Source organism: Gemmatimonadales bacterium (assembly GCA_019637315.1).
Classification (GTDB): Bacteria; Gemmatimonadota; Gemmatimonadetes; order Gemmatimonadales; family GWC2-71-9; genus SHZU01.
Map to the genome: position 1 here is coordinate 166,318 of JAHBVU010000006.1, position 23,958 is coordinate 190,275.

26 protein-coding genes, 2 tRNA genes and 1 riboswitch are annotated in these 23,958 nt (G+C 65.9%); of the genes, 8 read left to right on the plus strand and 20 right to left on the minus strand.

Annotation, left to right across the window (positions count from 1 at the left end):
• Positions 1-42: 42 nt before the first annotated feature.
• Positions 43-747 carry a TetR/AcrR family transcriptional regulator gene (locus KF785_07780; GenBank protein MBX3146661.1) on the minus strand — a complete coding sequence of 235 codons (705 nt, stop codon included), beginning with the start codon at positions 745-747 and terminating at the stop codon, positions 43-45.
• 6 nt (positions 748-753) lie between these two features.
• The gene (locus KF785_07785; protein MBX3146662.1) at positions 754-2,091 is read right to left on the minus strand and encodes an aspartate aminotransferase family protein; all 1,338 of its coding nucleotides are present in this window, start codon (positions 2,089-2,091) and stop codon (positions 754-756) included.
• A gap of 316 nt (positions 2,092-2,407) precedes the next feature.
• Between KF785_07785 and KF785_07790 the strand changes: the two genes are divergently transcribed.
• Positions 2,408-2,866 (plus strand): DUF4440 domain-containing protein, encoded by a 459-nt coding sequence (locus KF785_07790; GenBank protein MBX3146663.1) that lies wholly within the window; start codon positions 2,408-2,410, stop codon positions 2,864-2,866.
• 192 nt (positions 2,867-3,058) lie between these two features.
• On the opposite strand, the gene KF785_07795 is transcribed toward KF785_07790, so the two are convergent.
• The 3 genes from KF785_07795 to KF785_07805 all read right to left on the minus strand — a co-directional run bounded on the left by KF785_07795 (position 3,059) and on the right by KF785_07805 (position 4,671).
• Positions 3,059-3,131, minus strand: a tRNA-Gln gene (locus KF785_07795).
• 5 nt (positions 3,132-3,136) lie between these two features.
• Positions 3,137-3,209 (minus strand) — tRNA-Ala (locus KF785_07800).
• A 379-nt stretch (positions 3,210-3,588) separates the two neighbouring features.
• Positions 3,589-4,671 (minus strand): AI-2E family transporter, encoded by a 1,083-nt coding sequence (locus tag KF785_07805; protein ID MBX3146664.1) that lies wholly within the window; start codon positions 4,669-4,671, stop codon positions 3,589-3,591.
• A gap of 184 nt (positions 4,672-4,855) precedes the next feature.
• Between KF785_07805 and KF785_07810 the strand changes: the two genes are divergently transcribed.
• Entirely contained in the window at positions 4,856-5,320 is a 465-nt protein-coding gene (locus tag KF785_07810) for a hypothetical protein (protein ID MBX3146665.1), read from the plus strand.
• Between the two features lie 5 nt (positions 5,321-5,325).
• Here KF785_07810 and rnz read toward each other — a convergent pair whose 3' ends face one another.
• Genes rnz through KF785_07830 form a run of 4 tightly spaced genes read right to left on the minus strand, consistent with a single transcriptional unit; the run spans position 5,326 to position 8,709 of the window.
• Positions 5,326-6,240, minus strand: coding sequence for a ribonuclease Z (rnz, locus tag KF785_07815; protein MBX3146666.1), 915 nt, complete (start codon positions 6,238-6,240; stop codon positions 5,326-5,328).
• Positions 6,241-6,277: 37 nt separating this feature from the next.
• Entirely contained in the window at positions 6,278-7,165 is an 888-nt protein-coding gene (locus KF785_07820) for an MCE family protein (protein ID MBX3146667.1), read from the minus strand.
• A gap of 8 nt (positions 7,166-7,173) precedes the next feature.
• Complete coding sequence (locus KF785_07825; protein ID MBX3146668.1) at positions 7,174-7,923, minus strand: ATP-binding cassette domain-containing protein; 750 nt, start codon at positions 7,921-7,923, stop codon at positions 7,174-7,176.
• The gene (locus tag KF785_07830; GenBank protein MBX3146669.1) at positions 7,924-8,709 is read right to left on the minus strand and encodes an ABC transporter permease; all 786 of its coding nucleotides are present in this window, start codon (positions 8,707-8,709) and stop codon (positions 7,924-7,926) included. It lies immediately after the preceding gene.
• A gap of 19 nt (positions 8,710-8,728) precedes the next feature.
• Between KF785_07830 and KF785_07835 the strand changes: the two genes are divergently transcribed.
• Positions 8,729-9,442, plus strand: a complete 714-nt coding sequence (locus KF785_07835; GenBank protein MBX3146670.1) for an A/G-specific adenine glycosylase — start codon at positions 8,729-8,731, stop codon at positions 9,440-9,442.
• On the opposite strand, the gene KF785_07840 is transcribed toward KF785_07835, so the two are convergent.
• From KF785_07840 to KF785_07860, 5 genes are all read right to left on the minus strand, one after another.
• Complete coding sequence (locus KF785_07840; protein MBX3146671.1) at positions 9,389-9,847, minus strand: hypothetical protein; 459 nt, start codon at positions 9,845-9,847, stop codon at positions 9,389-9,391. The two genes, KF785_07835 and KF785_07840, sit on opposite strands and share 54 nt — an antisense overlap.
• The gene (locus KF785_07845; GenBank protein MBX3146672.1) at positions 9,844-10,269 is read right to left on the minus strand and encodes a DUF2203 domain-containing protein; all 426 of its coding nucleotides are present in this window, start codon (positions 10,267-10,269) and stop codon (positions 9,844-9,846) included. The genes KF785_07840 and KF785_07845 overlap by 4 nt, the downstream gene beginning before the upstream one ends.
• 77 nt (positions 10,270-10,346) lie before the next feature.
• On the minus strand, positions 10,347-11,171 hold the full coding sequence (locus tag KF785_07850) for a patatin-like phospholipase family protein (protein ID MBX3146673.1): 825 nt from the start codon (positions 11,169-11,171) through the stop codon (positions 10,347-10,349).
• Entirely contained in the window at positions 11,171-11,611 is a 441-nt protein-coding gene (locus KF785_07855; protein MBX3146674.1) for an acyl-CoA thioesterase, read from the minus strand. The genes KF785_07850 and KF785_07855 overlap by 1 nt, the downstream gene beginning before the upstream one ends.
• Positions 11,612-11,672: 61 nt before the next feature.
• A complete protein-coding gene (locus KF785_07860; protein MBX3146675.1) occupies positions 11,673-13,454 on the minus strand; it encodes an NAD+ synthase in 1,782 nt (593 codons plus the stop codon).
• A 43-nt stretch (positions 13,455-13,497) separates the two neighbouring features.
• Between KF785_07860 and KF785_07865 the strand changes: the two genes are divergently transcribed.
• Positions 13,498-13,962 (plus strand): hypothetical protein, encoded by a 465-nt coding sequence (locus tag KF785_07865; GenBank protein ID MBX3146676.1) that lies wholly within the window; start codon positions 13,498-13,500, stop codon positions 13,960-13,962.
• Between the two features lie 72 nt (positions 13,963-14,034).
• On the opposite strand, the gene KF785_07870 is transcribed toward KF785_07865, so the two are convergent.
• Together KF785_07870 and KF785_07875 are read right to left on the minus strand one after the other, a co-directional pair.
• Positions 14,035-15,528, minus strand: coding sequence for a DUF4384 domain-containing protein (locus KF785_07870; GenBank protein ID MBX3146677.1), 1,494 nt, complete (start codon positions 15,526-15,528; stop codon positions 14,035-14,037).
• Between the two features lie 168 nt (positions 15,529-15,696).
• A complete protein-coding gene (locus tag KF785_07875; protein ID MBX3146678.1) occupies positions 15,697-16,089 on the minus strand; it encodes a nuclear transport factor 2 family protein in 393 nt (130 codons plus the stop codon).
• Between the two features lie 62 nt (positions 16,090-16,151).
• Here KF785_07875 and KF785_07880 point away from each other — a divergent pair, with 62 nt between their 5' ends.
• The gene (locus KF785_07880) at positions 16,152-16,688 is read left to right on the plus strand and encodes a DinB family protein (GenBank protein MBX3146679.1); all 537 of its coding nucleotides are present in this window, start codon (positions 16,152-16,154) and stop codon (positions 16,686-16,688) included.
• Here KF785_07880 and KF785_07885 read toward each other — a convergent pair.
• The 4 genes from KF785_07885 to KF785_07900 are packed head-to-tail and all read right to left on the minus strand — an operon-like array spanning position 16,685 to position 20,832.
• The gene (locus tag KF785_07885) at positions 16,685-18,220 is read right to left on the minus strand and encodes a hypothetical protein (GenBank protein MBX3146680.1); all 1,536 of its coding nucleotides are present in this window, start codon (positions 18,218-18,220) and stop codon (positions 16,685-16,687) included. The genes KF785_07880 and KF785_07885 overlap by 4 nt on opposite strands.
• The gene (locus tag KF785_07890; protein MBX3146681.1) at positions 18,132-18,830 is read right to left on the minus strand and encodes an ABC transporter ATP-binding protein; all 699 of its coding nucleotides are present in this window, start codon (positions 18,828-18,830) and stop codon (positions 18,132-18,134) included. The genes KF785_07885 and KF785_07890 overlap by 89 nt, the downstream gene beginning before the upstream one ends.
• On the minus strand, positions 18,827-20,017 hold the full coding sequence (locus KF785_07895) for an ABC transporter permease (GenBank protein ID MBX3146682.1): 1,191 nt from the start codon (positions 20,015-20,017) through the stop codon (positions 18,827-18,829). The genes KF785_07890 and KF785_07895 overlap by 4 nt, the downstream gene beginning before the upstream one ends.
• A complete protein-coding gene (locus KF785_07900) occupies positions 20,014-20,832 on the minus strand; it encodes an ABC transporter permease (protein ID MBX3146683.1) in 819 nt (272 codons plus the stop codon). Before KF785_07900 ends, KF785_07895 begins: the two co-directional genes overlap by 4 nt.
• A gap of 136 nt (positions 20,833-20,968) precedes the next feature.
• Positions 20,969-21,093: riboswitch (cobalamin riboswitch) on the plus strand.
• A gap of 144 nt (positions 21,094-21,237) precedes the next feature.
• On the opposite strand from KF785_07900, the gene KF785_07905 reads away from it, so the two are divergent.
• From KF785_07905 to KF785_07915, 3 genes are read left to right on the plus strand one after another with little or no spacing between them, the layout of a single operon-like run.
• Positions 21,238-23,112 carry a TonB-dependent receptor gene (locus tag KF785_07905; GenBank protein MBX3146684.1) on the plus strand — a complete coding sequence of 625 codons (1,875 nt, stop codon included), beginning with the start codon at positions 21,238-21,240 and terminating at the stop codon, positions 23,110-23,112.
• Entirely contained in the window at positions 23,109-23,780 is a 672-nt protein-coding gene (locus KF785_07910) for an adenine nucleotide alpha hydrolase (protein MBX3146685.1), read from the plus strand. The genes KF785_07905 and KF785_07910 overlap by 4 nt, the downstream gene beginning before the upstream one ends.
• Before the next feature lie 4 nt (positions 23,781-23,784).
• Positions 23,785-23,955: a DUF1289 domain-containing protein gene (locus tag KF785_07915; GenBank protein MBX3146686.1), complete on the plus strand. Its 171-nt coding sequence runs from the start codon at positions 23,785-23,787 to the stop codon at positions 23,953-23,955.
• The last annotated feature ends 3 nt before the right edge of the window (positions 23,956-23,958 follow it).

Sequence of the window (23,958 nt, forward strand, 5' to 3'; positions counted from 1 at the left end):
ATCGGTATCCAATTTACCCCGATGTGCCGCCAGCACCACCGCTCAGCGTTTCGAGCGCTGCGACCGCCGTCCCGGCCGCAGACGGACGGCGCCCCGACGGTGCCCGGGAACGATTCCAAGGTAACGGGTCAGCGTGAGAGTCAGCTCTTCGGCAAGGTCCTCGTCGGACGGCGCCGGACGACCATCGAGCTGCTCGGCAAAGACGATATGCTCCCGAACCGTGTGCCAGAGCAGATGGAGGGCAAATCGGACTGCCCGCTCCGGGTTCGGGTGATCTATCGTGGTACGCTGCGCCAGGAGCAACGTCGTGATCCGGTCAGCAATCTGCCGATTTAGCGCTTCTCTGGCCTGCTGCAACGGGCCGCGGGCGCCCTGCTGCCTCGTATAGCCGAGCACGGCACCCAGCAAGGTCCGCCCCTTGCGATGCCAGCGCACCGTATTGGTCACCAGGGTAGCGACGATCGCGGCGGCGTCTACCCCTTGCCATGCGACCGGATCGAAAAAGCGATCGATCTCTGCAGCGCGTTCGTCGGCAACGCGAAGGCAGACCGCCTCGAGGAAGGCCTCACGACTCGCAAACCGCGCATAGAAGGACCCGACCGAGGTCCGGGCCCTCGTCAGCACCTCGGCCAGGACGACGCCTTCGAATCCACGCTCCGCAGCAACCGCCTTCCCCGCCTCGAGCAAGCGATTCAGCGTGTCTCGGCTGCGGTCCTGTCGAGGCGCACGACGTGCGGCGACTGCCACCCTGCTTCAGGCCGCCCGATCGATGCCTGGCCGGATCCGGTCGATCGCCTGCCCGAAGGCGTCGGCGAACGCGGCCGTCTCCGATTCGGTCATCGGGGTCGAGAGCACGTACATCTGCCGGGAGGGGGTGTAGATCCCGGCATCGAGCAAGGCCCAGTGCATCAGTCGACCGAGCCGCTGATCGGCCGCCGCGGCATCGGCCGAGGTGCGCACCTGGCTGACGCCCAGATGGAGCTTCATGATCGAGCCGAGGCCCGTCACGGTGGCGGGGAGGCCGGCGCGATCGCAGCTGGTCTGGAGCGTTGCGCGGAGCGCGTCGCCCAGAGCGTTGAGGCGACGAATGCCATCGGCATCGAGCGCCTCCAGGGTGGCGAGGCCCGCCGCCATGGTCAGCGGGTTGCCGTTGTAGGTGCCGGACTGTGCGAAGCTGACGGGCTTGGTCGGGTCGCCCGTTGCCATCAGATCGGCGCGGCCACCGTAGGCCCCCACCGGCAGACCGCCTCCGATCACCTTTCCGAACGCCGTCAGATCAGGGCGAACGCCGAAATACTCCTGCCCGCCCCCCGGCGCGAATCGGAAGCTCACGACTTCGTCGAAGATCAGCACGACACCATACTCACGGGTTGCCTCGCGCAGTCCCTCGAGAAAGTCCCGATCGGCGGGAATGCCTCCTCCGGCGCCGGTAAACGGCTCCACGATCACGGCCGCCAGCTCGTTGCGGTGCTCGCGCAAGAGATCGAGGGTGGCCGGCAGGTCGTTGAAGCGCCCCACCACGACCTCGCTCCGCACGCCCGGCGTCAGTCCGAGTTCGAGGCCGCCTCGATACGGCGCGTCCACCCCGACCTGGACGCTGTCGTGCGCACCATGATAGGCGCCCTCCATCTTGAGAATCTTGGCGCGACCGGTGTAGGCGCGAGCCGTGCGGATTGCGCCGAGCGTTGCCTCGGTACCGGAGTTGCAGAAGCGGAGCAACTCGATCGAGGGAAAGCGCCGCTGAATCAGCTCGGCAAGGCGCAGCTGCAGCTCGCACGCTCCGCCGTACGCGGTGCCGAGCGCCGCCTGCGCCTGGATGGCCGCAGTCGTCGCCGGGTGGGCGTGACCGTGGATCAGCGAGGTGAAGTTGTTGAGAAAGTCGAGATAGCCGTTGCCGTCTTCGTCAAAGACTCGGCAACCGACTCCTTTGGCCAGGAACAGGGGGTACGGCAGGAAGAACGAGGAACTTCTGGTATCGCCGCCCGGCAGTCGGGCGAGCGCCTGCTGGTACAGGGCGCGGGAACGCGGGGTTCGCGCCTGGTAGGCCGATAGCAGCTCCGTTTCCACTGCTGCGAGCGACGGCTCCGTCATCCATGCTCCTTGAAGTGGGTCCCGCTCGGGGGCGTTCTCTCGCGAACCCCTCCGATCGTGAAATAGAATCTAGATTCTATTTTTATCGCGCGCCAGACAGAGTCAGGTACGACGCAGCAGTCCGATCGCGAGGGCCCGGGTGTGGCCGGCAACGCCGCAGCGGGGAGGTAGCCATGGCGCCGACAGCCGTGTCCGTGGTTTTCAGCAACAGCCGCGGGTCGTCCCGAATGCCAACCCTCGCTAGCCTCCGCCTCCCTGCGATGATACCCTTGGGGCGTAGCCTGCTTCACCAACCCGGAAGCCCAGGACGAGAACGATGATTCGATGGCTGGCGGTAGCCGCGCTCGTTGTGATCCCGATCGGGACTGTTTCAGCCCAGCAGACCGCGCCGGTTCGAGAGATCGAAGCCTTGATGCAACGGCTCACCGATGCGGTCAAACGGCAGGATGGCCCCTTGATGACGAGCGTGTATGTGCTCGAGGATCCGCTGATCTTCAGCAGCCACGCCATGTTCATCACGAAGCGCGACTCACTCCACGCGATCTACCTGGCCTGGGATTCGACTCGGACCAAGGGAACCTTCCTGGCGTTCGACGGCCTGCGGTACCAACCTCTGGGCCCGAATGCCGTGCTGGTCACCGGCCGGCTCCGTCTGGCTCCTGGAACCCCGACCGGCACTGCGGCAGACACCCTGCGCGGCAGCTGGACGGGTGTCTTCGAACGCCGCAACGGCCGCTGGGGACTCGCCCACGAACACGAGTCGTTTCAGCGCTAACCAAGGGACGGCGCCCAGGAGCCTCGGGGCTCGACCCCGCAGGCGGAGCCAAGGGACGGAGCCCAGGAGGGACAACTAGAAAGCCGCCTCGCGGCGGCGAGTCGGAGGCCCGGGGCTCGACCCCGCAGGCGGAGCCAAGGGACGGAGCCCAGGAGGGACAACTAGAAAGCCGCCTCGCGGCGGCTTTCAAAGTTGCCCCTCCTGGGCTCGAACCAGGACTCTTCTGATCCAGAGTCAGACGTGTTGCCAGTTACACCAAGGGGCACCAGATGGAGCTGAGGGGGATCGAACCCCTGACCTCTGCAGTGCGATTGCAGCGCTCTCCCAGCTGAGCTACAGCCCCGAGCAGGCGGACTAAAGTAGTGGCCCGCCAGGCTCGCGTCAACCAGCCGCGCCCGAACCTGCGTGGCCCTATCTCATTGCAAATCAATCACCTATGGCATGGCAGAAAGAGGTAGCGAGCGATGAGAGGCAGCCGAGACGGGGGGAACTCAGTCCTATAGCCCCGTCGCCAGCACCCTGCTCATCGCTCGCTGCTGATTGCTGACCCATAGCAAAGCAATTCCCGAGCCAGGACCTCCCGGCGAAGGCTAGGACAGGCCGGATCCGTTAACTCATTTCCGGGCAAAGAGATATCTCACTGCCATCCGGCCCGAAATCCCCAGCGCCGTGTAGTACGGCCTCTTCGGCTGGTGCACCCGGCCGTCAATACGGCACTCGGCCTAGTTATCGAGCAGCAGCGCAAAGGACCTGGTCGCTTCGATCCGATCACAGGCGACCTTGATCAGCACGGTCATCGGCACCGCCAGAATGGCCCCCGGAATGCCCCAGACCCAACTCCAGAAGAGGAAGCCGACGAACAGCGCCACCGGATTGAGCGGCAGCTTGGCACCCAGAAGCAACGGCGTCAGCAGATTACCCTCGAGCATGTTGATCACCGCAAATCCACCGACCGCGAGCATCGGCTCCCGGAGCGTGTCGAAGGACACCAGTGCCGCGAGCCCGATCACGATGATGGTGACCACAGCCCCGAGGTAGGGAATGAAGTTGAGCACGCCGGCCAGAACGGCCCAGAGCGCGGCGTTCGGCATGCCAATCGCGAGCAGCACCAGCCACGTCGCGAGTCCGACCATGACGGACACAACGGTATTGAGAAGGAGATAGCGCGACATCTGCACTTCGATTTCCTGCAGGGCGCCCTCGACCTTGGCCCGTTCGACCCGCTTGGGCAGCAGGTCGGCAAGCTTGCTGCGGAACAGGGGCGCATAGGCCAACAGAAAGTAGGTCAGAAAGATGACGCTCAGGCCAGCTCCAGTCATACTCGCGGTGGTTCCGGAAAGACGCTGGACCATTCCCGGCTTTTGCACAGCTACTGTTTGTGCCGCGCCGCCGCCCGTGGCCGCTTCGACTTTCTGCGCAGCTCGCTCGAGACGCTGAATCGGCTGAATCAGGTTGCGAACCTTACGCTCGACCCGCGACAGGGTCTCCGGTGCCCTGGCAACCCAGGCCGCCGCAGGGGTGGCAAGGAGGACGACGCCCGCCAGCGTAATGGTGGTAAAGCCGAACACCGCAATTGCCGCCGCAATAGGAGGACGAATCCGAAATCGGCAAAGCCCGCGAACCATCGGGGCAAAGAGCTGGCTCAATAGCCAGGCCACCGCAATCGGCACCAGCAGGGGTGCCGCGACCCTGAGGGCACCGACTGCCAGCACCAGGAAGGTGCCAACGAGGGCGACGATCGCGATCTGAAACTGCCCTGTCCGCGCCCCCCGAAGGGGGCCGCTACTCGACGCGCTGGGACTCAACGATGCCTCCTGGTCAGGTAAGGTCTCCTGACCACGAGGACGAACGAGCCTGGCCCGACCGGCACGCCGACCCGCCGAACCCGGCCTGAAATACTGCGTTCAAAATTGCACCGCCTGCGTCGGTTGGGTTATCACCGCAGACAGGGTGCACCCCAGCTTCGGAGGAACCTTATCGAGGAGTCGTATGGGGGCCAGCTCGGGTATCTACGCCGTCACACTGTGGACCGCAGGCCGAATGCCAACCCTGGTCAGTTTCGACCGGCGCGGGGTAGCGGTGAGTCTGCTGGGCCGCCTCGTCCTCGAGCGCTGGGGACAGCTCGCCTCGGCCTTCCGGGAGCTCACCATCGACGAGTTCGCCATCCTGCCCGATCGTTTCCGCGCGGTGGTGCACTGCCTGAGCCCCGCCGACCTCGAACTGAGCCTGGCGTGGTTCCGAGCCGCGGTTGCGCAGGAAGCTCGACTGGCCGGGTTGTCGCAGAGCGGTGTTGTCTGGGAATCGGGGGGCGATATCATCGCACTCGAGAGTGCCGACGAACTGATGAGCTGGCGCCGGAGGATTCGTGCCGGTCGGGCACTCGGATTGTCAGGATCCCTGCCGACCGGCGTACCCCCGGCACCGAAGGCGGCCGCGACCGCGGCACGCGGCTGAAAGGTTCAGTCGGGAAATGGTACGTCGACGGTCATGCCGTCGCGGGCGATCCTCACGGCCGGAAAGACGGCGCTTGCCTCGGCCAGCAGTTCGGGGGCATCACGGCTGTAGCGGGCGCTGATATGGGTCAGGACCAGGCGGCGGGCACCGACCTCGCGCGCGAGCAGCGCCGCCTCCCGCGCAGTCGAATGACCGGTCTCGGCGGCACGGGCACGCTCGTCCTCGCCGAAGGTGGCCTCGTGCACCAGCAGGTCGGCACCGCGGGATACCTCGCGAACGCCGGCACAAGGTCGAGTGTCGCCGCTATAGACCACGGTACGCCCCGGGCGGGTCGGCCCCACGATGCCCTCAGGCGTCACGATCCGGCCGTCCGGCAGCGTCACAGCCTTGCCGCGGTGAATCTGGCCCCAGAGCGGGCCTTCCGGCACGCCGAGCTGGCGGGCGACTTCCGGATCGAAGCGGCCAAGGCGGTCCTGCTCGACCAATGCGTAGCCAACGGTATCCATCCGATGCTCCGTCGGAAAGACCAGGATGTCGTACTCGGCCCGCTTGAGTCGGTCGCCGGGTTTGACTTCGATGATCTCGACGGGAAACTTGGTTCGCTCGATCCCGACCGACAGGGCATGTTCCAGGATCCGACGGGCGGGCCGAGGTCCGTAGAGCGTCACACCTTCGCGCCGGTCCATCAGCCCCATGGTACGAAAGAGCCCGATCACACCGAGCATGTGATCCGAGTGGTAGTGCGAAAAGAAGATCTCGGTAAAGGTGAACCCGACGCCGTACCGCATCATCTGCCGCTGCGTACCCTCGCCACAATCGAAGAGGAGCGTCTCGCCTTCGCGAGCAAGGGCTATACTGGTGACGTTGCGGTCGACCGTGGGACACGCGGCGCCGGTACCAAGAAACGTGAGGGCAAGCATGGCGCAAAACTAACAGCCCCAGCCCCCACGTGCCGGATCAGAATGCCTTGATCTGGATGGTGATCTTGCCGGGGTTCTTCTTGATCTCGTTGACCAGTTCCTCGAGAGCAATCGACACACGGCGCAGGTCATGATAGAGCAATGTATCGTTGACCAGTTTACCCATGGTCCCGTCGCCCCGGTTGATCTTCTGAAGCAGGGTGTCGAGCCGGGCACTGGTGGCAGTAAAGCCGCTGCTGGTGAGCGCCAGGTTGGTCAGGAGCGTATCGCTCTTGCGGAGCGTGGTGGCCAGCTCCACCTGCGCCAGCGTGGTATCCAGGCGGGCAGAGAGCTGCTGCAGCGAGGCCATGGTCGCCGTCAGCTCCGCGGCTGGACCAGTCCGGGTGTTGGAGAACACCGAGGCCAGCCGCTGCATTGCCTCGAGCGTCGCATTGAGATTGTCGGCCAAGCGACGGTTGGCAATCTCGTTGATGCCCCCGAGCGCTTCCTTGGCAGAGGCTCCGAGGTCACTCCCCATATCCATCAGACCCAGCGCAACCGAGCCCTGGATGACCTGCCCCGCCGGCAGCGGTTCTGCCGCACGCCCGGGGTTGAAGTTGATCACGGCATCGGCCACCAGCCCGACTGTCGCAAGCTCCGCACTCGCGTCGATACGCGGCTCTACTCGCGGCGAGAGTGAGAGCGTGATGACGACGTCACCGACGCCCCGGAAGTCGATCTCTTCCACCGACCCCAGATTGACACCCGAAACGCGCACCGCCGATCCGCGCTTCAGCGTTCCGACATCCGCGAAGGAGACCTGAACCGCCGAATGGCCGCGGCCGAAGCTCTTGCCCTGAAGCCACATGGTCCCGGCGAGAAACAGCCCGATGCCGGCCAGCACCAGTACGCCGACCGTGACTTCCTGCTTGCGATGAAGATCCATATAGCCGCCTACCCAGCGTCTTGGGTTTCGAAATCCCGTTCCAGAAAGGCGCGCACCTTCTCGTTGTCGGACTCCCGAAACTCGGCGGGGGTGCCCTGCAAGAGGATTCGCCCGTCACTCAACAAGGCGACCCGGTCCGCCACGCGAAATGCGCCCCGCACGTCGTGAGTCACCATCACACTGGTCACGCCCAGATCGTCCGAGAGCCGCTTGACCAGCTTGTCGATCACGTCGGAGTTGACCGGATCGAGTCCGGAGGTTGGCTCGTCGTACAACAGGTACTTCGGCGCTCCCGCAATGGCCCGTGCGATTCCGACACGCTTGCGCATCCCGCCGGAAAGCTGCGCCGGAAACTTGCGCAGGGTCTCAGGCGCCAGATTGACCAAGCGAAGGCATTCGTCCACCCGCTGCTCGCAGTACTCGAGGTCGCGGAACTGCTCCGGGTTGACGATACCTAGCCGGATGTTCTCGAATACATTCATCGAGTCGAACAAAGCGCCGTTCTGAAACACGTAGCCGATGGTGGTGCGCAATTTGGCTAACTCTTCGCGCTTGAGCAGCCCGACATTCTTGCCGTCGACGAGCACGGCGCCCTCGTCCGGGTGAATCAAGCCGTTGATATGCTTGAGCAGCACGCTTTTGCCGGTGCCCGACGGACCGAGCAGGGCCACCGTTTCGCCGTCATTCACGGTGAAATCAACACCGGCAAGCACCACCTGCTCGCCGAAGCGCTTCTTGACGCCGCGTAGCTCGATCATCTAGTTCAGCAAGACTTTTGCGAGCACGACGTTGAGCAGCAGAATCACCACGGAACTGGTGACGACCGCCGCCGTGGTTGCCTGGCCGACGCCCTGCGCCCCCTGTTTGGCGTTGAAGCCCATGTAGCAGGAAATCAGCGCAATCGCGCCGCCGAAGAAGAAGGCTTTGATGACCGAGTAGTATCCATCGAAGGCCCGATAGTAGTACTGCGCACCATATGCGAAGTCCTCGTTGGTCATCGGCAGGACCTGCTTGACCCCATACCAGCCGGCCAGCACCGCTATCACGTCGGCGACGATAACGAGGATAGGAACCATGATGAAGCCGGCCAGCACCTTCGGAATGATCAGGTGCGAAGCGGGCGACCGGCCCAGACTCTCGAGCGCATCGATCTGCTCGGTCACCCGCATCGAGCCGAGCTCGGCTGCGTAGCTTGCGCCGATCCGGCCGGCCAGCACGAGTCCGACCAGGACCGGCCCGAGTTCGAGAACGACGGTCGAGACGATCAGGGTACCGAGGACGTAGATGGGCAGACTGGTCTGCCACTGGTACCCCGACTGAAAAGCCGTCACCGCGCCGGCGAAGGCGGCAATCACCACCACGATGGGAAGGCTGCCACCACCAATGGTAGCTGCCTCCGAGATCGTGCGGGGAAGCCACCCGCGCACATCGCGGAAGCCGCGAATGATTTCGAGGCACATCAGGCTGAAGCGGCCGAAATGGGCCAGGGCCCCGAGAACTACCCTACCGATGAGACGTGGAAAACCGAGCACGGCATTGGCCATGTCTGTATCTTGCCCCCCCATGCCGTCGAAGTCCACCCTGACCAGCTTCAGGCGCCGGATCGTCAAATGGTTCCGAAAACACGGCCGAGACCTGCCATGGCGGCAGACCCGTGACCCGTATCGGATCCTGGTATCGGAATTCATGCTCCAGCAGACCCAGGTCAGCCGGGTCGAGGGCTACTACGCCCGATTCCTGGAGCAGTACCCCGACCTGAAGACGCTTGCGGCGGCCAGTCCTGGCACGGTTCGGGAAAGCTGGCAGGGGCTGGGTTATTATCGGCGGGCCGACAACCTGCACCGGCTGGCACAGGTTGTCGTCGGCGAGCTGGACGGCACCATTCCGCAGGACATCGAGGCACTTCGGGCCCTACCGGGCGTCGGGCGGTACACGGCGGGCGCCGTTGCGACCTTTGCGTTCGAGGCGGCCGAGCCCTGCGTCGACACCAACGTCGCCCGGGTGGTTCGGCGGGCTTTCCACCCTCGGGCCGGCACGAAGGCTCCGGATCAGGAGAAACTCTGGCGAACCGCGCGAGCCCTGGTTCCCGCGCCCGGCCCGGCCGCCTGGGCCTTCAATCAGGGCATCATGGAACTGGGTGCCACGGTCTGCACCGCACGCAAGGCACTCTGTCCCGCCTGCCCGGTTCGAACCGACTGTTCGACCGGCAAGCGACGGACCCGCTCAACGCCAGCCCATCACCGCCGAAATAAGGGCAAGCAGACCAAGCAGGCCTGAGATCATGCCGAGGCGCGCCTGCTTCTTACGCAGGTGGTCGAACTGCGCGGCATGGGAAACCGGATCGAGCCGGGCCAGCCGGCTGGAATTCGGCACCAGCACGATCAGGGTGATCAGCGCAGCAGCCAACCCCGCCACCTGCATCGTCATCAACTGGTGTGTGATGGCCGCCATGGCGCCCGGACTGCCGTACATCGTGAGCGTCAGCACCAGGCCGGAGACCACCACTGCGAGGCTGCCGGGAAAGACGGCCGAGTTGTAGATCGTCCGCAGCAGGCGCGCCACGGTCGCGAGCTGCTCGCGGGCTTCTCGGCGGCCGGCAATACTGACCGCCATGGCCCCCGCGGCGCCACCCAGCCAGAGGACCATGCCCAGGAGATGAACGAAAACCCAGAATCGAATCATGGGACAATTTCACTGAAGAGGGACGGGTCGATCTCTTGCCGGCCGGCAAATCCGGAATCGACCTCATGCCAGTGGGATATCCGTTCCTCACCGAGCCGCCAGCAGAGGAACACGAGTCGGTCGTCGCGCAGGGCGTAGAAGTCAACCAGCCCTTCATCGATGCCTTTGAAGACACAGCCGATCCCCTCGAGTTCCAGGAGCAGCTCGTTGACGCGGTCGGCCGCAACGGTCACGACGTTCCGCGCCGACACCAGCTCCGGTGTCTCCCCGGTATCGGCCCGAGCCCCGGCGGCCAGCAGCTCGTAGTCCGCCATGGCATGGCGCCAGACATCGTACTCCCCCTGGAGGTCGCTGAGAATCCGCCGCACCAGCGGAAGTGTCCTCTCCGCTTCTTCCAGACTGAAGATCCGCACCTCGGCCATGGCACCCCCTGCCGGACAATGAGGCCCGTTTCGGGCGACCCGCGCTCGGAGAACATCGGCCCGAGACCGGGGTCCGGTCAAGCACCGGATTCGAGTGCCGCTCGAGCGGCTGTCCGCCCGGCTTCCAGATACGCATCGAGCTGATCGACCGCAAATGTCTCCCCGCGGTTGACGCGAGGCCGGATGTAGGTGAGCGGCACCCGACCGGGGGTCGCCCGCCAGAGTGCGACCTGCAGGGCCGTGTTGCTCGCCATCAGGACGAACTGGGTGTCGCTGTGGGCCCGAATCAAGGCTGGGGGGGGCCGCTCACGCGAGGGTTCCGAGTCGAACCCCGGCCCAACGTCGATTGCCACGACCCGATCGGCCGGGAACCGTGCCGCCACGTCGAGCGGCACCACCGCGCGAAGTCCGCCATCAGCCAGGCGCCGGCCGAGCAGTTGCACGGGGGGGTAGAACACGGGCAGTGCGCACGAAGCAAAAAGCGCGTCGGCCAGTGGAGCATCGACCCCGCCGTCCCCGAAAACGACGAGCTCGCCGGTGTCGAGATCGGCGGCCGTCACGGACAGGGGCGTGCGCAGCTGGTCGAAGCGGTCGACGGGCAACAAGGAGCCCAGGGTGTCGCGGAGGCGCTGCCCCTTGAACAGCGATGGCGCAAAGAGACCCCGAATGAACGCGGTCCGATCGAGCGCGGCCACGGCGGCTCGATCGACGGTGCGCAACTGCGCCGTGACCTCTGCCAGCGGCACACCCGCCGCCAGCCCGGCACCGATGACCGCACCCATCGAGGTGCCGATGATCCGAGTCGGCACGAGGCCGGCCTGACCCAGTACCTCGAGCGCACCAAGCTGGGCCGCGGTCTTGGCGCCCCCGCCGGACAGCACCAGGGTAATCCGAGGAGCCATCAGCCTTTCCGAGCCAGGTAGCGGGCCTCAGCCGCGTCATACCGCTCGCGCTCCACGTCGGAGCCGGGCACCAGACGGGGCACTCGACGCGGCTTCCGGTCGAGGTCGATCGCGACGAACACGAGATGGGCGGTATGGGTCCGCTGGCGCGCTCCGGTCGCGATGTGCTCTGAGATCACCTCGACCGTGATGTACATCGAACTGCGGCCGACGTAATCGACCTCGGCGGTGCACGTTACCAGCGCACCAACCGGGATGGCGTGATGAAAGTCGAGGCGGTCGATCGACTTGGTGACGGCCGGGCCGCCGGCATGTCGCATGGCCGCCACGGCGGCCGCCTGGTCGACCAGCGCCATCAGGTCGCCGCCAAAGAGGTCGCCGAGGACGTTCTGCATGTGCGGCATCACGAAGGTGGTGATCTCACCGCGGGAGAACGACATCGGACGGGAATCGGGTGTCATAAGCTCAAGATAAGGCAGGAGGACCCTGAGGGACCCGTCGTCAGTAGTCGACTGGCCTCAAGTAAAACTCGCCGATGGCGGTCGGGCTCAGCATCGCGACCGTGGGCAGCTTGCGTTTCCAGTGGGTCGAGTCCAAACGCCGGCGAACCAGCGCAATCTCGGCGGCCGAGAATCCGAGCGACTCGATTGCCTCGGCGGGATAGCCGGAGAGGGTCCAGTGAAGAATCTGGTCGGCCTTGGCGTAGCTGATGCCGAAGTCGCCTTCGTCGGTCTGGCCTGCAACCAGATCGGCCGTCGGCGGCTTGTCGACGATTTCGAGTGGAACGCCCAAGTGCCGGGCCAGGGCCCAGACCTGTGTCTTGAAGAGATCGCCGATCGGGTTGACCGGTGGCGAGTCGTCGGCGTGCCAGGTAAAGTAGCCGAACAGACGCTCGGTCTTGTTGCCGGTGCCGAGCGGAATCCCGTTGAGCGACGCGGCAAGATCGAACAGCGTGATCATCCGCATCCGTGCCATCACGTTGCCCAGCCGGCCCGGGGTCGGCGGATCGAGTTCGCCCACCAGGCCGTCAACCCCGGCGCTGATATCCACGGTGCGTGCAGCCAGGCCCAGGGCGTCGATAACCAGCTGCGCATCGTTCAGACTGGCGGGACTCGAGGTTCGGTAGGGCATTCGAACGGCGGTGACGTTGGTCGGCCCAAAGGCGCGAGCCGCCAGGTACGCCACGACGGCGCTGTCGACGCCGCCGGACAGGCCAAGTACCACCCGTTCGAATCCGCGCCGCCGGTTCACTTCATCCTTGAGGAACTCGACCAGCCAGCGTTCGGTCAGCTCGGGATCGATCTCGAGCGGCTTCTGCCCGGCTGGCGGCGGGACGGCGCCCGCGCGCTTGACGACCGTGCTGGCGGCCCGGTCGCCGGTGGACGGATCGCCCGCAGCGATGGCCTGACGGCGCGCGGTCAGCGCATCGAGCAGATGCGGGAGATGGGTCTCGAGGTCCGACAGCATCGGTTCCTCGGCACGGGTCCGGGGCACCTCATCGAGATCCACGGTCACGACTGTCAGGCCATCCTCGAAAATCGGGGCGCGGGCCACGACCCCGCCCCGCGGATCGACCACCAGCGAGCCTCCGGGAAATGCCTTGCCGCCCTCGAAGCCAACCAGGTGGGCCACCACGACAAACAGCCCATGCTCCGCAGCAATCGCCTGGGCCACCCGCTCCCATCGAACCGTGCTGGCGGGCCGCCCGTCTCCGTTCTCGCCCGGCTGAACGCCGCGGGCGGGGCTGGCAGACAGCACCACGACAACCTGGGCACCGTCGAGCGCGGCCATGGTCGGAACGATCGAATGCCAGGCGTCCTCACACACGACGATTGCCGCCCGCCCCCAGGCAAGGTCGAAGGCCTGCACCGAACGCCCCGGCTCGACGAAGCGCTCCTCATCGAACACGCCGTAGGTCGGGAGAAAGACTTTGCGGTGTACGTGGCAGATCCCGGCCTCGCTGCCGCCCAGCCGCGCAGCGAGGCCTGAATTGTACAGTCGGGTATTCCAGAGTTCGTAGAACCCGACGATGACGTCGACCGGTGCCGCGCCGCTTGCGGCGTGCACCTCGGACAGATCGGCATAAAGCTGCTCCGCCGACACGGCGAGCTCGCGAACGCCGCCTTCGACGAAATACCCCGTCAGCGCGGTTTCGGGTAGAACCAGAACGTCAACCGGCTCAGGACTCCGAGCGAGGTCGCGAAAGAGCTGCCCGACCTGCTCGAGGTTGGCGCGGTAGGCTGCTTTGCGGGGGCGAAACTGTGCGATGGCAAGCCGAAGCATGCTGAAAGGTAGCTGGGAGCCGCGATCGAGGTACCTTTCAGGCATGCCAACTCCACTTGACGCGCTGGCCGGCGTTCCCAATGCCGCGCAGGCGCTTCCGAGACTGACCACCGCCGGTCAGCCGAGTCCGGCACACTTCGAGGCGCTCCGCTCTGCCGGTGGCGCCGTGGTGCTCGACCTGCGCGACCGATCCGAGCCTCGCCCGTTCGACGAGGCAAAGCTGGTGACCGGGCTCGGAATGGCGTACCACAATGTGCCGGTGACTCCGGAGACGATGACCGACAGCACCATGGACGGGATCCTCGACCTGCTGCGAGCCAACCCCGATCGGGAAGTGCTGCTGCACTGCGCCAGCGCCAATCGCGTCGGCGGACCAATGGTTGCCTACCTGATGCTCGACCACGGGTTGTCTGCGGATGAGGCAACCGAGCGTGCCATTCAGCTCGGCCTCCGGAGTCGCGAGGTGCTGGAGTGGGGCCTTGGATACGCCACACCCCGTTTGAGCTGAGGGCTGGGAGAACGGAAAACCGCCGGTGACTGAGAGGTCTCCGGCGGTTGTTGTTTCCGTCTTGCGGTGTGCTCAGCCGCCGCGCGGCCGCCGCGGCGAGGAACTGCTCGAGCCGCGATCGTTACCTCCGCTCCGAGCCGGGGCTGCACTGGGCGGCGGACTCGAGCGCTGTGGCGCCGACTGCGCTCGAGGCGCTTCTTGACGACGCGGTGCCTCCGCCCGCGGCGCTTCGCGTCTCGGCGCGTCCTGGGCCGACGAGCTCGGGCGACCCTCCCCGCGTGGCCGATCGGGCGCGCGCTCGACCCGCGGGCTCTCGGTCCGGGGCTCCGACCGCTCGACTCGGCGGGGACCGTCGGCCCGCGGCTCAGACGGATCGACGCGGCGTGGCGTCTCACTGCGGGGTTCCGACCGCTCGACCCGCGGAGAATCGTCGCGCGGGGCGGCGCGCCGGGCCCGACCTTCCGATTCTGAGGGTCGGCCGGTTTCCCTGCGGTCAGTCAGGTCGACTGACGGCCGACCGCCGGCCCGTTCACGCTCGATAGTCGGAATCGCCGCAGGTGCAGTCGAACGCCGACCCCGCGGACGCGCCGCATCGGGCTGCCGCGGACGCTCGCCGGTGGACGGGCTCGCTGCGGGACGATCGTTCGAAGGACGAGCCTGGGGCCGCGGACGCGACGCATCGCGGGGGCGAGACGGCATTGGCCGCGGATTGCCGACCGAGCTGCCCGGGCGGCTGCCCACCCGCGAGGAAGGCGGGTTACCTTGCCGCACGATGGTGTAGCTGCGCGGCCGGCCGACGACGACCGGGTAGTTGCGCCGCACCGACCCGCCGCCGTAGTAGACCGGGTACCGGTAGCCGTACCGATAGGGATAGCCGTAGTAACCGTAACGGTACGGCGAGTATCCGACCCCGAAGTACCACCCGCCGTAGGGGCGGCAGCCGAACAGGCTGGGCCGATAGTAGGGGTGGCAATAGTAGTCGTCCCAATAAGGATCCCACATATTGGCCACGATGTACCGGCGGGTCACACCGTAGACCTGATATTGCACCACGTCGTAATCGAAGCCGCGATTGCTCGCCATTGACTCGAGCAGGTCGGTGATGTCGGCTTCCGGGTCGCTGGAGCGCTCGGGGATGCTGACGCGGGCATAGTCCCAGTTGCCGGCCTGCTCCAATCCGCCAAAACGGAATGGATCAGCCGACACGGCTGCGTAGACCAGACCGACGCCGTCCCGACCAACCAGGAATGACTCACGGTCGCCGCGCCCGCGGATCTCGTAGCGCCGGCCGCCCCGGACAAAGTTGTCGTCGCCCGGATCGACCGGAAACAGGACCCGCAGGCGACCTTCTGTGTCGTAATTGAAAACGATCAGATACCCGTCGTCCCGGGATTCGACCTGTGCTCGGGCCCGATCTCCTTCGCGGTACTGGCGACCGTTGTCGAGCCAGAGACGGATCGGTCCGTCGCTCGCTGCGAGGTCGGCGGTCCGTTCGATCTGAACGAGTTCGAGCCGAGGACCGGCTGTCGGGTTTAAGGCAAGCGCCAACAACGTCAATGAGATCATGGGACCCTCCCGGAGACAGGTCTCTGGACCTCCAGTTTCGTGCCACGTCGACCATCAACGCAAGTCGTTCACGACAAAAGACTTACCGACATCCAAAAGGAACCGCCCTGTGTCCTCCCCGGGTGACACCTGCTCTCAACGGGCGACACAATCGGGGACACTCCGGGGTCAGACGTTGCGCTGCCAGTACATCCGCATTTCGGAGATCTTGTCTCCGGTCGTTTCACAGAAAACGGCACCGCGAGCCTCGATCCACTCCCCGGTCCGCCGGCGCCGGAACACCACCTTGAACTCGGTCGAAAACCAGGGACCCGCCACATAGACCTCGCCGGAGGTCGCGGTTATCTCGGACTGATTATATGGTACGTCGGCCCAATAGCGCCGGATCCCTTCCGGCGTGGAGAGGGGCTCGGAGAAAGGTGTCTCGAGGAACACGGCGGCCTCAGAGAAGACCGACATGATCAGATTGACGTCGGCCTTGGACCACCCCTTGATGAAGGTGTCGATCAGCTGCCGGCCCAACTGACGGGTATCCGTAGTACTTTCAGATGGCGAAGTCATGCCGGGAAAATAGCGTCTTTACCCCTCGTCGCGCCCTTGGGGCGCCCCACGCCGAGCCATTCATGCCGGACAAGGCAGCAATCCTCGACCACCTTGCGCGTTCCGGTGCGGTGTTTACCAACGCGTTTCGCGCACTCGCGCCAAAGCAGTTCTTTGCCAAGCCCGGGCCGAACCAGTGGTCGATCGCGGAAACCGTCGAGCACGTCACCATCGTCGAACTCGGCTCCGGCAAGCTGATCCGTACCAAGCTCACCGAAAGCGAGGCGGATGCCGCATTGCTGGCACAGGCCGAGGATGGGACGGCGCGGATCGAGGCACGGCTGGGCCCTGAGGGCGGGCCGTTTCAGGCGCCAGAGCGAGTTCTCCCGAAGGGGCGCTGGCAGTCGGCGGAGGAGATGCTCGCGGTCTTCGAAGAGAATCGAGCGGCAACGATCGATTTCATCGAGGGTACTTCGCTTGACCTGACCCGGTATGTTGCCCCGCACCCGCGTTTCGGCCCGATTCACGGCCTCGACTGGGCCTACTTCCTGGCGCTGCACAGTGAGCGGCACGTGCTGCAGATCGAGCGCATCAAGCAGAGCCCGACCTACCCTGCCTAACGGCGGTCGGCGTTCGGGGCCACGAAGGTCTCGAAGAATCCAAGCCCGGAGTCGGCCACTGGCCGGCCCAGCAGGGTGCCGCGCAGGGTGAACTCGCCGCGCATCTGGAGAAAGATGCGCCCACCCGCTTGCGCCGCCGGTGTGGCCTGCGCATGGCGGACGGTAACCGCGACATCGACCGTATCCGTGAGGCGAGCGGCCCGGAAGTTGAATCGCTCGGGGGCCGTGCTCCCTCGAGCTCCGATGATGGTTCGCGCCCCGTGATAATCGATCGCGGCAAAGCGGAGTACCTGGCGAACGCCGAGTGAATCGACCACGGCCATGAAGTAGGGTGACGAGGAGGGCGCGGCGAGCGAGTCGCCGGTCAGGACTCCGCCGTAGACGAAGGTCAGGTCCCGACCGCGCGCCTGGCCCCAGTTCCAAGTCGTTTCGCGCCAGACGCCCCAGTTGTGATCGTGGTAGGCCGCAGCGCGCTCGATCGCGCGACAGACGCCTCCTTCGCAGATGGTGCCGGATGCCAGACCGCGAAGGACGGGCACCACGTAGCCGGACCGGAACCGGTCGCCACGCAGCTCGAGGGGCGGAAAGTAGGCATGCCGCTCGGGTACGATTTCGAGATCGAACCGCACGCCCCCAGCCGCGCCCTGGATCCGATAGGCTCCGTCACGCTGAGTGACGGTATGCGGTCCGATCGCGAGATCGGCCCGGCTGGTGTCGTATCGAATCGCATCCTGCCCGGCGTAGCTCTCGTAGCGCGCCGGCGGCCTTCCTTCGCGGTGCCGAGTGACCAGCAACTGTCCCCCGCCCTTGCCCTGGTAGAGCGGTCCGCCGATCAGGAAGGTGATGTACCACCACTCATCGGGGCTGGGCGCCACATTGAAGTAGTGCCACTCGGCCCAAGTCGAGTCGGCCATCGGGGTGTGAAAGTGGTCGATCTCATCGAGGAGCTGCGACGGCGTTGGCGCTTTGAAACGGCGGTCCGCGTCCGAATCCTCCCAGCGGCCGGCGAGCAGGTTGAGCGCCGACCCGACTGCGGCGGCAGCGCTCGGGATCTCGCCGCCTGCGCGGAGCGGGTGCAACGCCCCGTCTGTCACGAGATAGACCAGCTTCTGTTCGATCAGCGGCGAGGTGGCCGCCACCACGTCGTCGAGTCGTGGTCCGCCGGCGAGCTGGCGATCGAGAAAACGGGCCCGATCGATTCCGAAGAACATGCCGCCCATCGAGCCGGTGCGCAGCCCTTCCAGGTCGATCCCTTCGGGCAGCAGGGTGACCTCGCCGCCCCCGACCAGTCGAACGTCGCGGGATTGAATCAGCATCGCCTCGCCGACCGACAAGAGCACCATCATGACCGCCGCGCCGACGGCGTAGCCGAACAGCAGCAACGCCGCCCGACCCCGCTTGACCACGAGGTGGCGGAAGGCAAGCACCAGAACGGTGCGAAAATCAGCTCTGGTCCATCGATTCATCGGCAACCACGCGTCCATCGCGAAGTCGAACCCGACGCCGAGCGCGGCTGGCGAGGCGTTCGTCATGCGTCACGACGATCAGGGTCCTTCCGTCGGCATGGAGCCGATCGAACAGATCGAGCACCTGGTTGCCGGTTTCGACGTCCAGTTCGCCTGTCGGCTCGTCGGCAAGCAGAAGCGCCGGATCATTCGCGAGCGCGCGCGCCACGGCAACTCGCTGCATCTCGCCACCTGACAGTTGCGTAGCGCGGTGGCCGGCCCTGGCTCCCAGACCGACGTACTCGAGCAGATCCCTTGCTTTGGCGGCGCGCTGGGCCCGCCCGAGCCCGGCTTCGGCCATCGGCAACTCGACATTTTCCTGCGCAGTCAGCACCGGCAGCAGGTGAAACCGCTGAAAGACAAAGCCGATCCGGTGGAGCCGAAGATCGGTGAGCGCCGCATCGGACATCCCGTCGAGCGACCGGCCCAGCAGCTCGAGCGTGCCAGACGTCGGCGTGTCGAGCCCCCCGAGCAGCTGCAACAGGGTCGACTTGCCGCTGCCTGATGGTCCGGTAAACGCCAGGTACTCGCCCTGGTCGACTTGGATCGAGACGCCCCTGAGCGCAGCCACCGACTGCTGGTTGACCATGAAGGTGCGCGTCAGGTCGCGACCTACGACTACGGGAACAGCGGTCATTCCGCCTCCGAGCGAAGCGTCAGGGCAATCGGCGCTCGGGCCGCGAGCCAGGCCGGGTACGCTGCGGCAAGCGTACCTGCCGCGAGAACCGTTGCTCCCGCGCGAATCAGGCTGGCTCGATCGGCCACGAAGAACGAAATCGCGGCCGGGAGGCCGGGAAACGAGGTCAGGATGCTATCGAGATGACGAGCCGTTACGAGTCCGAGTGCCAGCCCGAAGGCCACCCCGATCCCGGTCAGCGCGGCGCCCTCGACGATCACCATGCGAACGATCCGGCTCTGGCGAACCCCGATACCGCGAAGGACCGCAAACTCACCCATGCGCTCACCAACCGTGATCGACAGGATGGTTCCGACCAGCAGCACGGCGACGACGAGGCTGATCGTGGCCAGGATCAGCGACAGCTGCTGGAAGTAGGCCAGTCGGCCGCGGAACTGGGACACCAGCATGGCAATGCTGTTGACTTCGACGTTCGGATGAGATGTCGCGATCCGGGCGGCGACCGCCTCGACCAGCGCATCGTCCCGAACTTTGACCATCACGACCGAGGCCGGGTCTCGCTCGGCCAGGGTGCCCAGCCCCTGCACGACGCGGAATGCGGCCCCAACCGAGCGCTGGTCGCGCGCATCGTAGAGAAATCGCACGACACCACGCACCGTCAGCTGCCGCTGGGTGCCTGGCTCGGCCGACTGCGGGTCGAGCTGACCGAAGACGGTCACCGTATCACCGATGGCCCAGCCTGCGGCTCGAGCAGCAGGTTCGCTGATCAAGAGCCCGGTGGTGTCGCCCGGGGCCAGATCCGCGCCGCGTTCCAACTCGTAAAGGCCCTGGCCCTCCGGATCGATGCCGTACGCCACCACGCTCAGGGTCGACCCTTCGACTCCGACATGCACGGCCGCGGCGACAACCGGCCCGACGGATTCGATATCAGGGTCCGCCCGCAAGCTGACGACGAGAGGGGTTGCCCCCGGAATGACGGCCTCGGAATCGAAGGGAAGCGTACCTTGCGGCGACAGTCTGATCTGGTAGCCTCGGCTGAGGAGCATCCGGGTAAACGAGCGCTCCATGCCACCCGCCAGCATCACCATGTCCAGGAGCAGCGCGGCCGCAATGGCAATCCCGAGCACGGCCAGGCCGGTTCGAATCGGATGGCGCGCCAAGTTGCGGAAGACGAGTGCCCCGGTCATGCGGCCCGACGCCAGAGGGCCAGGGGTGTGGCCTGCACCAGCCGACGCGCCGCGATCTGCCCCGCGCCAACACCCAGGAGGAGCGAGAGACCGACGCCGAGAGCAATGATGTCGAAGGTCAGGTAGGAGAACACGAGGCTGGTGTCGAAGCGACGCTGATAACCCAGGTTCGTCAGCAGGCCCGCCAGCGCGGCAAGACCCACCCCGAGCAGCGACCCTACCGCGGAAACGAGCATGGCCTCGAGCACGAAGGCGCGGATGACCGTGGCGCGACTGATGCCGATCAAGCGCATCACGGCAGCATCGAGCCTCCGTTCTTCGACCTTGAGCAGCATGATGCACAGCAAGAAGACCGCGCTCGCCACGATGGCAATGACGCCAATGGCACGATGGAATCGGCTCACGACCGCAAAGGTTCTCGATGACTCGGCCGCGATGGCCTCGGAGGCATAGGCCCGGTATCCGAAGGCCCGCTGGTTGAGCCGGGCAGCCACACTGTCGGGCGCAATGCCCGGCACTGCGGCGACGCCCATCCGGTCGATCCGATCCGGGTGGCCGAGCAGATCCGCCAGGTCGGGCAGGTGAAAGCGGACGTTGTATTCGCCGCGGAGTGCCGTAGCAGGATCTGGCCGCGGCTGGTAGACGGCGGCCACCACGAACCGCCGAACCGGCGCACCCGGCTCGGCTGTCAGGGCAACGGTGTCGCCGACCGAGAGCGCAAAGCGTTCGGCCAGACGACGCTCGACGGCAACGCCAGGAAGCGTCGGCATCGAATCGGCGACGACCACGAGCAGCGCGAGAGCCAGTGACAGCATGGGCCGGAAGCTAATCGGCCCGGGGGATTGCTTGGGCTGCGGTGCCGCCCTGCTTGCCGGAAGGGGAGCGATCCCTTAGCGTTGTGCCAGGTTTCCACACCTTGGAGACCGAACAGATCAGGAGACAGGGCCTCCCGGAAGTCCGGTGCAAAGCCGGCGCGGCCCCGCCACTGTAAGAGGAGTCTGTTCCGATACGAATCACGCCACTGCGGACGCTGGAGTCCGTGGGAAGGCTCGTACCGGATCCTCGAGTCAGGAGACCGGCCCTCGTCTCGCCCGCACGATTCCCTCGGGGGAGGGAGCGGGGCGTGCCGGGGTTTCGCCAGCCGTAGCCTCCCAGCCCTGCCAGAGTCACCGTCGCCGGTGGCGCTTGTCGTGTGGAACTTCCGTGCAGGAACGTTCCTCATGTCGAGGCTTTTCGCTGGTTCCATCCTGCTGGCGCTGGTAGCGCCGGCCACTCTCCATGCGCAACAAGCGCGCGACTCCGTCCGTCTCGATGAGATCGTGGTTCAGGTGAGCCGAGAGGCCACCTCGGCGCGGGTCAGGGCATCGGCCGCCGATGTGCTCGATGCCGATGAGCTCGAGCGTCGTCAGGTGCGCCGCCTGAGCGATGCCCTCAGGCTGATTCCGGCTGCCGGGCTCGTCGGCACGGGCGGCCTTGGCGGAACGACCGCCTCGTTCATGCGGGGGGTCAACTCCAATCAGACCCTGCTGCTGATCGACGGGATCCGGGTCAACGACGCCAACGCCGATCCGTCGTCCTTCCTGGGCGGTTTCGAGTTTTCGCTCGGCGATCGTCTCGAGGTGGCACGCGGCCCGCAGAGCACCTCCTTCGGCGGGGGCGCCATGGGCGGCGTGATTGCCGTTGGCGGGCGGGTTCCGGTCCAGGCCAGCCGGCTCGGACTCGAAGCCGAGGCGGGTGCGTTCAGCACGTTCCGTGGACGGGCATACGGCTCTGTGCGCACCGAGAAGCTAGGCATCACCGGTTCGATTACCGCGACCGAAACCGACAATCAGCGGCCATTCAACCAGTATGATCAGCGCACCGAGCATATCCGGGTCGAATACTACGCCTCGCCCGCGCTGACGGTGGGCGGGTCGCTGCGTGGCTTGCAGCAGTCCTATACCGGCCCCGGCGACCTGCGGACCAGCAACACAACCCCGGTCGGTTATGCAGATTTCGATCACACCCTGGGCACCTTCTTCGTCGACGGGCGCTCCGGCTCGGTCTGGTCGACCCGATTGACGCTGGGCGGCCAGGGCTACTTCATCCGGAACCGAAGCCAGTTCAACGGTGGCCCCGAATCGGTCTCGAATCTCAAGGTCGATCGGTGGACTGCAGATTGGCAGCACCGTTTTTCCTTGGTGCCCGAGCTGGCGTTGATTGCCGGCGCGGTGGCCGAGTGGACGGATGTCACGGACGGCGGCAACCAGCTCGACGAAGAGCAGCGGGCCGGCTACGCCGAGGTACTGGTTACCCCGACAGGCAACCTGACCCTCTCTGGCGGCTTGCGGCACGACGACTATACCACGTTCGGGGCGCGGACCACCGGACGGATCGCAGCGGGGCTGTACATTCCGGCGGCACAGACCAAGCTGCGCGCGACCTACGGCACCGGCTTCCTGCCTCCCCAGCTGGTGGCGCGTTTCGGCGGGGCGTTCTACCGCGCCAATCCGGATCTCCGACCCGAGAAGTCGAAGGGCTTCGATGTCGGAGTCGACCAGTTCCTGGCGGCCGGGCGGGCCATGGTGAGTCTGACCTACTTCAGCAACGAGCTGACCGACCTGCTGGCCTACGAATCCGGCGGGCCGCCCGACTGGGTGGGCCGCCTGATCAACCTGAATCAGGCAGAGACCTCGGGCCTCGAGTTCGGCGGGCGCGCGACGGTCGGCCCGATCGATGTCCGGGCGAGCTACACCATGCTCACGGCCGAAAACATGTCGGAAGGCGTGGCCGAGGCTGAGAAGCGACTGATCCGGCGACCGAAGCATGCGATCGGCTTCGATCTGGCGTGGTCGCCTGGCGCGCTGACGGTCGGAGCGGGAGCGTCCGGCGCGCTCGACCGTGAGGACACCGACTTCAGCACGTTTCCCTCGGTGCGGGTGGATCCGGGGAACTATCTGAACGGCCGCGTCTATGCGGAGTGGCGGGCAACCTCCGGAATCGCGGTCCGGGGCCGGGTCGAGAACCTGTTTGACAAGCGGTACGAGGAAGCGTTTGGTTATCCGACATTGGGGAGGCGGGCCACTATCGGCATCTCCCTCGATCGGAGCCGATGAGCATTGCGCTGTCGTGGAGCAGTGGAAAGGACGCGGCGTGGGCCCTGCATCTGCTGAGGCAGCAGGGCCACGACGTGTCGATGCTGATTACGACGGTCACCCGGGATTTCGACCGGGTGGCCATCCATGGGGTACGTCGCAGCGTGCTGCGGCAGCAGGCGGCCCGGGTCGACCTGCCCCTCCTCGAGGTCGAGCTTCCCTGGCCGTGCTCCAATGACCTGTACGAGTTTGCGATGGGGGCGGCCCTGGCCCGTCTCAAGGAGCGCGAGGACATTTCGGCCGTTGCGTTCGGCGACCTGTTCCTGGCAGACGTACGCATCTACCGCGAGCGCCTGTTGGCGCCCCACGGGCTGGAGCCCCTCTTTCCCCTCTGGGGCATGCGCACCGATCTGCTGATGCGCAACATGATCCGGGCGGGTGTCGTTGCCAATGTGGTGTCCCTCGACCCTGCGAAGGTGCCGAGCCGGTTTGCCGGCTGGGCTATCGATCGCTCCTTCCTGGATGCGCTGCCGCCCGAGGTGGACCCGTGCGGAGAGAACGGCGAGTTTCACACCGTCGTTTCCGACGGGCCAATGTTTGCGAGTCCGGTACCGCTGATACCGGGCGAGATCGTCGAACGAGACGGTTTCGTCTTTGCCGACTTCCGTACCACGGCCGTACCGGAGTAAGGGAGTGATTCCGTCTCCCTGCCGTCAGATCTGCGTTCTGGGCCGCGACAATCATTGCGACGGTTGTGGCCGGTCGCTCGATGAAGTCCGGCGCTGGCTCAGCATGAGTCCGATGGAGCGCCAGATCGTGATGGCTCGGGTTGCGAGTTGGACTCCCCGCCCTTCGGACCGCTAGACC

What these genes read in the sequence shown, in the direction of transcription:
- KF785_07910 (MBX3146685.1), top strand. Translation starts at nt 23,109, where the DNA reads ATGAGCATTGCGCTGTCGTGGAGCAGTGGAAAGGACGCGGCGTGGGCC.
- KF785_07870 (MBX3146677.1), bottom strand. Translation starts at nt 15,528, where the DNA reads ATGATCTCATTGACGTTGTTGGCGCTTGCCTTAAACCCGACAGCCGGT.
- KF785_07830 (MBX3146669.1), bottom strand. Translation starts at nt 8,709, where the DNA reads ATGGCCAATGCCGTGCTCGGTTTTCCACGTCTCATCGGTAGGGTAGTT.
- KF785_07855 (MBX3146674.1), bottom strand. Translation starts at nt 11,611, where the DNA reads ATGTCGTTCTCCCGCGGTGAGATCACCACCTTCGTGATGCCGCACATG.
- KF785_07840 (MBX3146671.1), bottom strand. Translation starts at nt 9,847, where the DNA reads ATGATTCGATTCTGGGTTTTCGTTCATCTCCTGGGCATGGTCCTCTGG.
- KF785_07865 (MBX3146676.1), top strand. Translation starts at nt 13,498, where the DNA reads ATGCCAACTCCACTTGACGCGCTGGCCGGCGTTCCCAATGCCGCGCAG.
- KF785_07905 (MBX3146684.1), top strand. Translation starts at nt 21,238, where the DNA reads ATGTCGAGGCTTTTCGCTGGTTCCATCCTGCTGGCGCTGGTAGCGCCG.
- KF785_07880 (MBX3146679.1), top strand. Translation starts at nt 16,152, where the DNA reads ATGCCGGACAAGGCAGCAATCCTCGACCACCTTGCGCGTTCCGGTGCG.
- KF785_07810 (MBX3146665.1), top strand. Translation starts at nt 4,856, where the DNA reads ATGGGGGCCAGCTCGGGTATCTACGCCGTCACACTGTGGACCGCAGGC.
- KF785_07850 (MBX3146673.1), bottom strand. Translation starts at nt 11,171, where the DNA reads ATGGCTCCTCGGATTACCCTGGTGCTGTCCGGCGGGGGCGCCAAGACC.
- KF785_07825 (MBX3146668.1), bottom strand. Translation starts at nt 7,923, where the DNA reads ATGATCGAGCTACGCGGCGTCAAGAAGCGCTTCGGCGAGCAGGTGGTG.
- KF785_07860 (MBX3146675.1), bottom strand. Translation starts at nt 13,454, where the DNA reads ATGCTTCGGCTTGCCATCGCACAGTTTCGCCCCCGCAAAGCAGCCTAC.
- KF785_07890 (MBX3146681.1), bottom strand. Translation starts at nt 18,830, where the DNA reads ATGACCGCTGTTCCCGTAGTCGTAGGTCGCGACCTGACGCGCACCTTC.
- KF785_07785 (MBX3146662.1), bottom strand. Translation starts at nt 2,091, where the DNA reads ATGACGGAGCCGTCGCTCGCAGCAGTGGAAACGGAGCTGCTATCGGCC.
- KF785_07875 (MBX3146678.1), bottom strand. Translation starts at nt 16,089, where the DNA reads ATGACTTCGCCATCTGAAAGTACTACGGATACCCGTCAGTTGGGCCGG.
- KF785_07790 (MBX3146663.1), top strand. Translation starts at nt 2,408, where the DNA reads ATGATTCGATGGCTGGCGGTAGCCGCGCTCGTTGTGATCCCGATCGGG.
- KF785_07900 (MBX3146683.1), bottom strand. Translation starts at nt 20,832, where the DNA reads ATGCTGTCACTGGCTCTCGCGCTGCTCGTGGTCGTCGCCGATTCGATG.
- KF785_07835 (MBX3146670.1), top strand. Translation starts at nt 8,729, where the DNA reads ATGCCGTCGAAGTCCACCCTGACCAGCTTCAGGCGCCGGATCGTCAAA.
- KF785_07820 (MBX3146667.1), bottom strand. Translation starts at nt 7,165, where the DNA reads ATGGATCTTCATCGCAAGCAGGAAGTCACGGTCGGCGTACTGGTGCTG.
- KF785_07885 (MBX3146680.1), bottom strand. Translation starts at nt 18,220, where the DNA reads ATGACGAACGCCTCGCCAGCCGCGCTCGGCGTCGGGTTCGACTTCGCG.
- rnz (MBX3146666.1), bottom strand. Translation starts at nt 6,240, where the DNA reads ATGCTTGCCCTCACGTTTCTTGGTACCGGCGCCGCGTGTCCCACGGTC.
- KF785_07845 (MBX3146672.1), bottom strand. Translation starts at nt 10,269, where the DNA reads ATGGCCGAGGTGCGGATCTTCAGTCTGGAAGAAGCGGAGAGGACACTT.
- KF785_07895 (MBX3146682.1), bottom strand. Translation starts at nt 20,017, where the DNA reads ATGACCGGGGCACTCGTCTTCCGCAACTTGGCGCGCCATCCGATTCGA.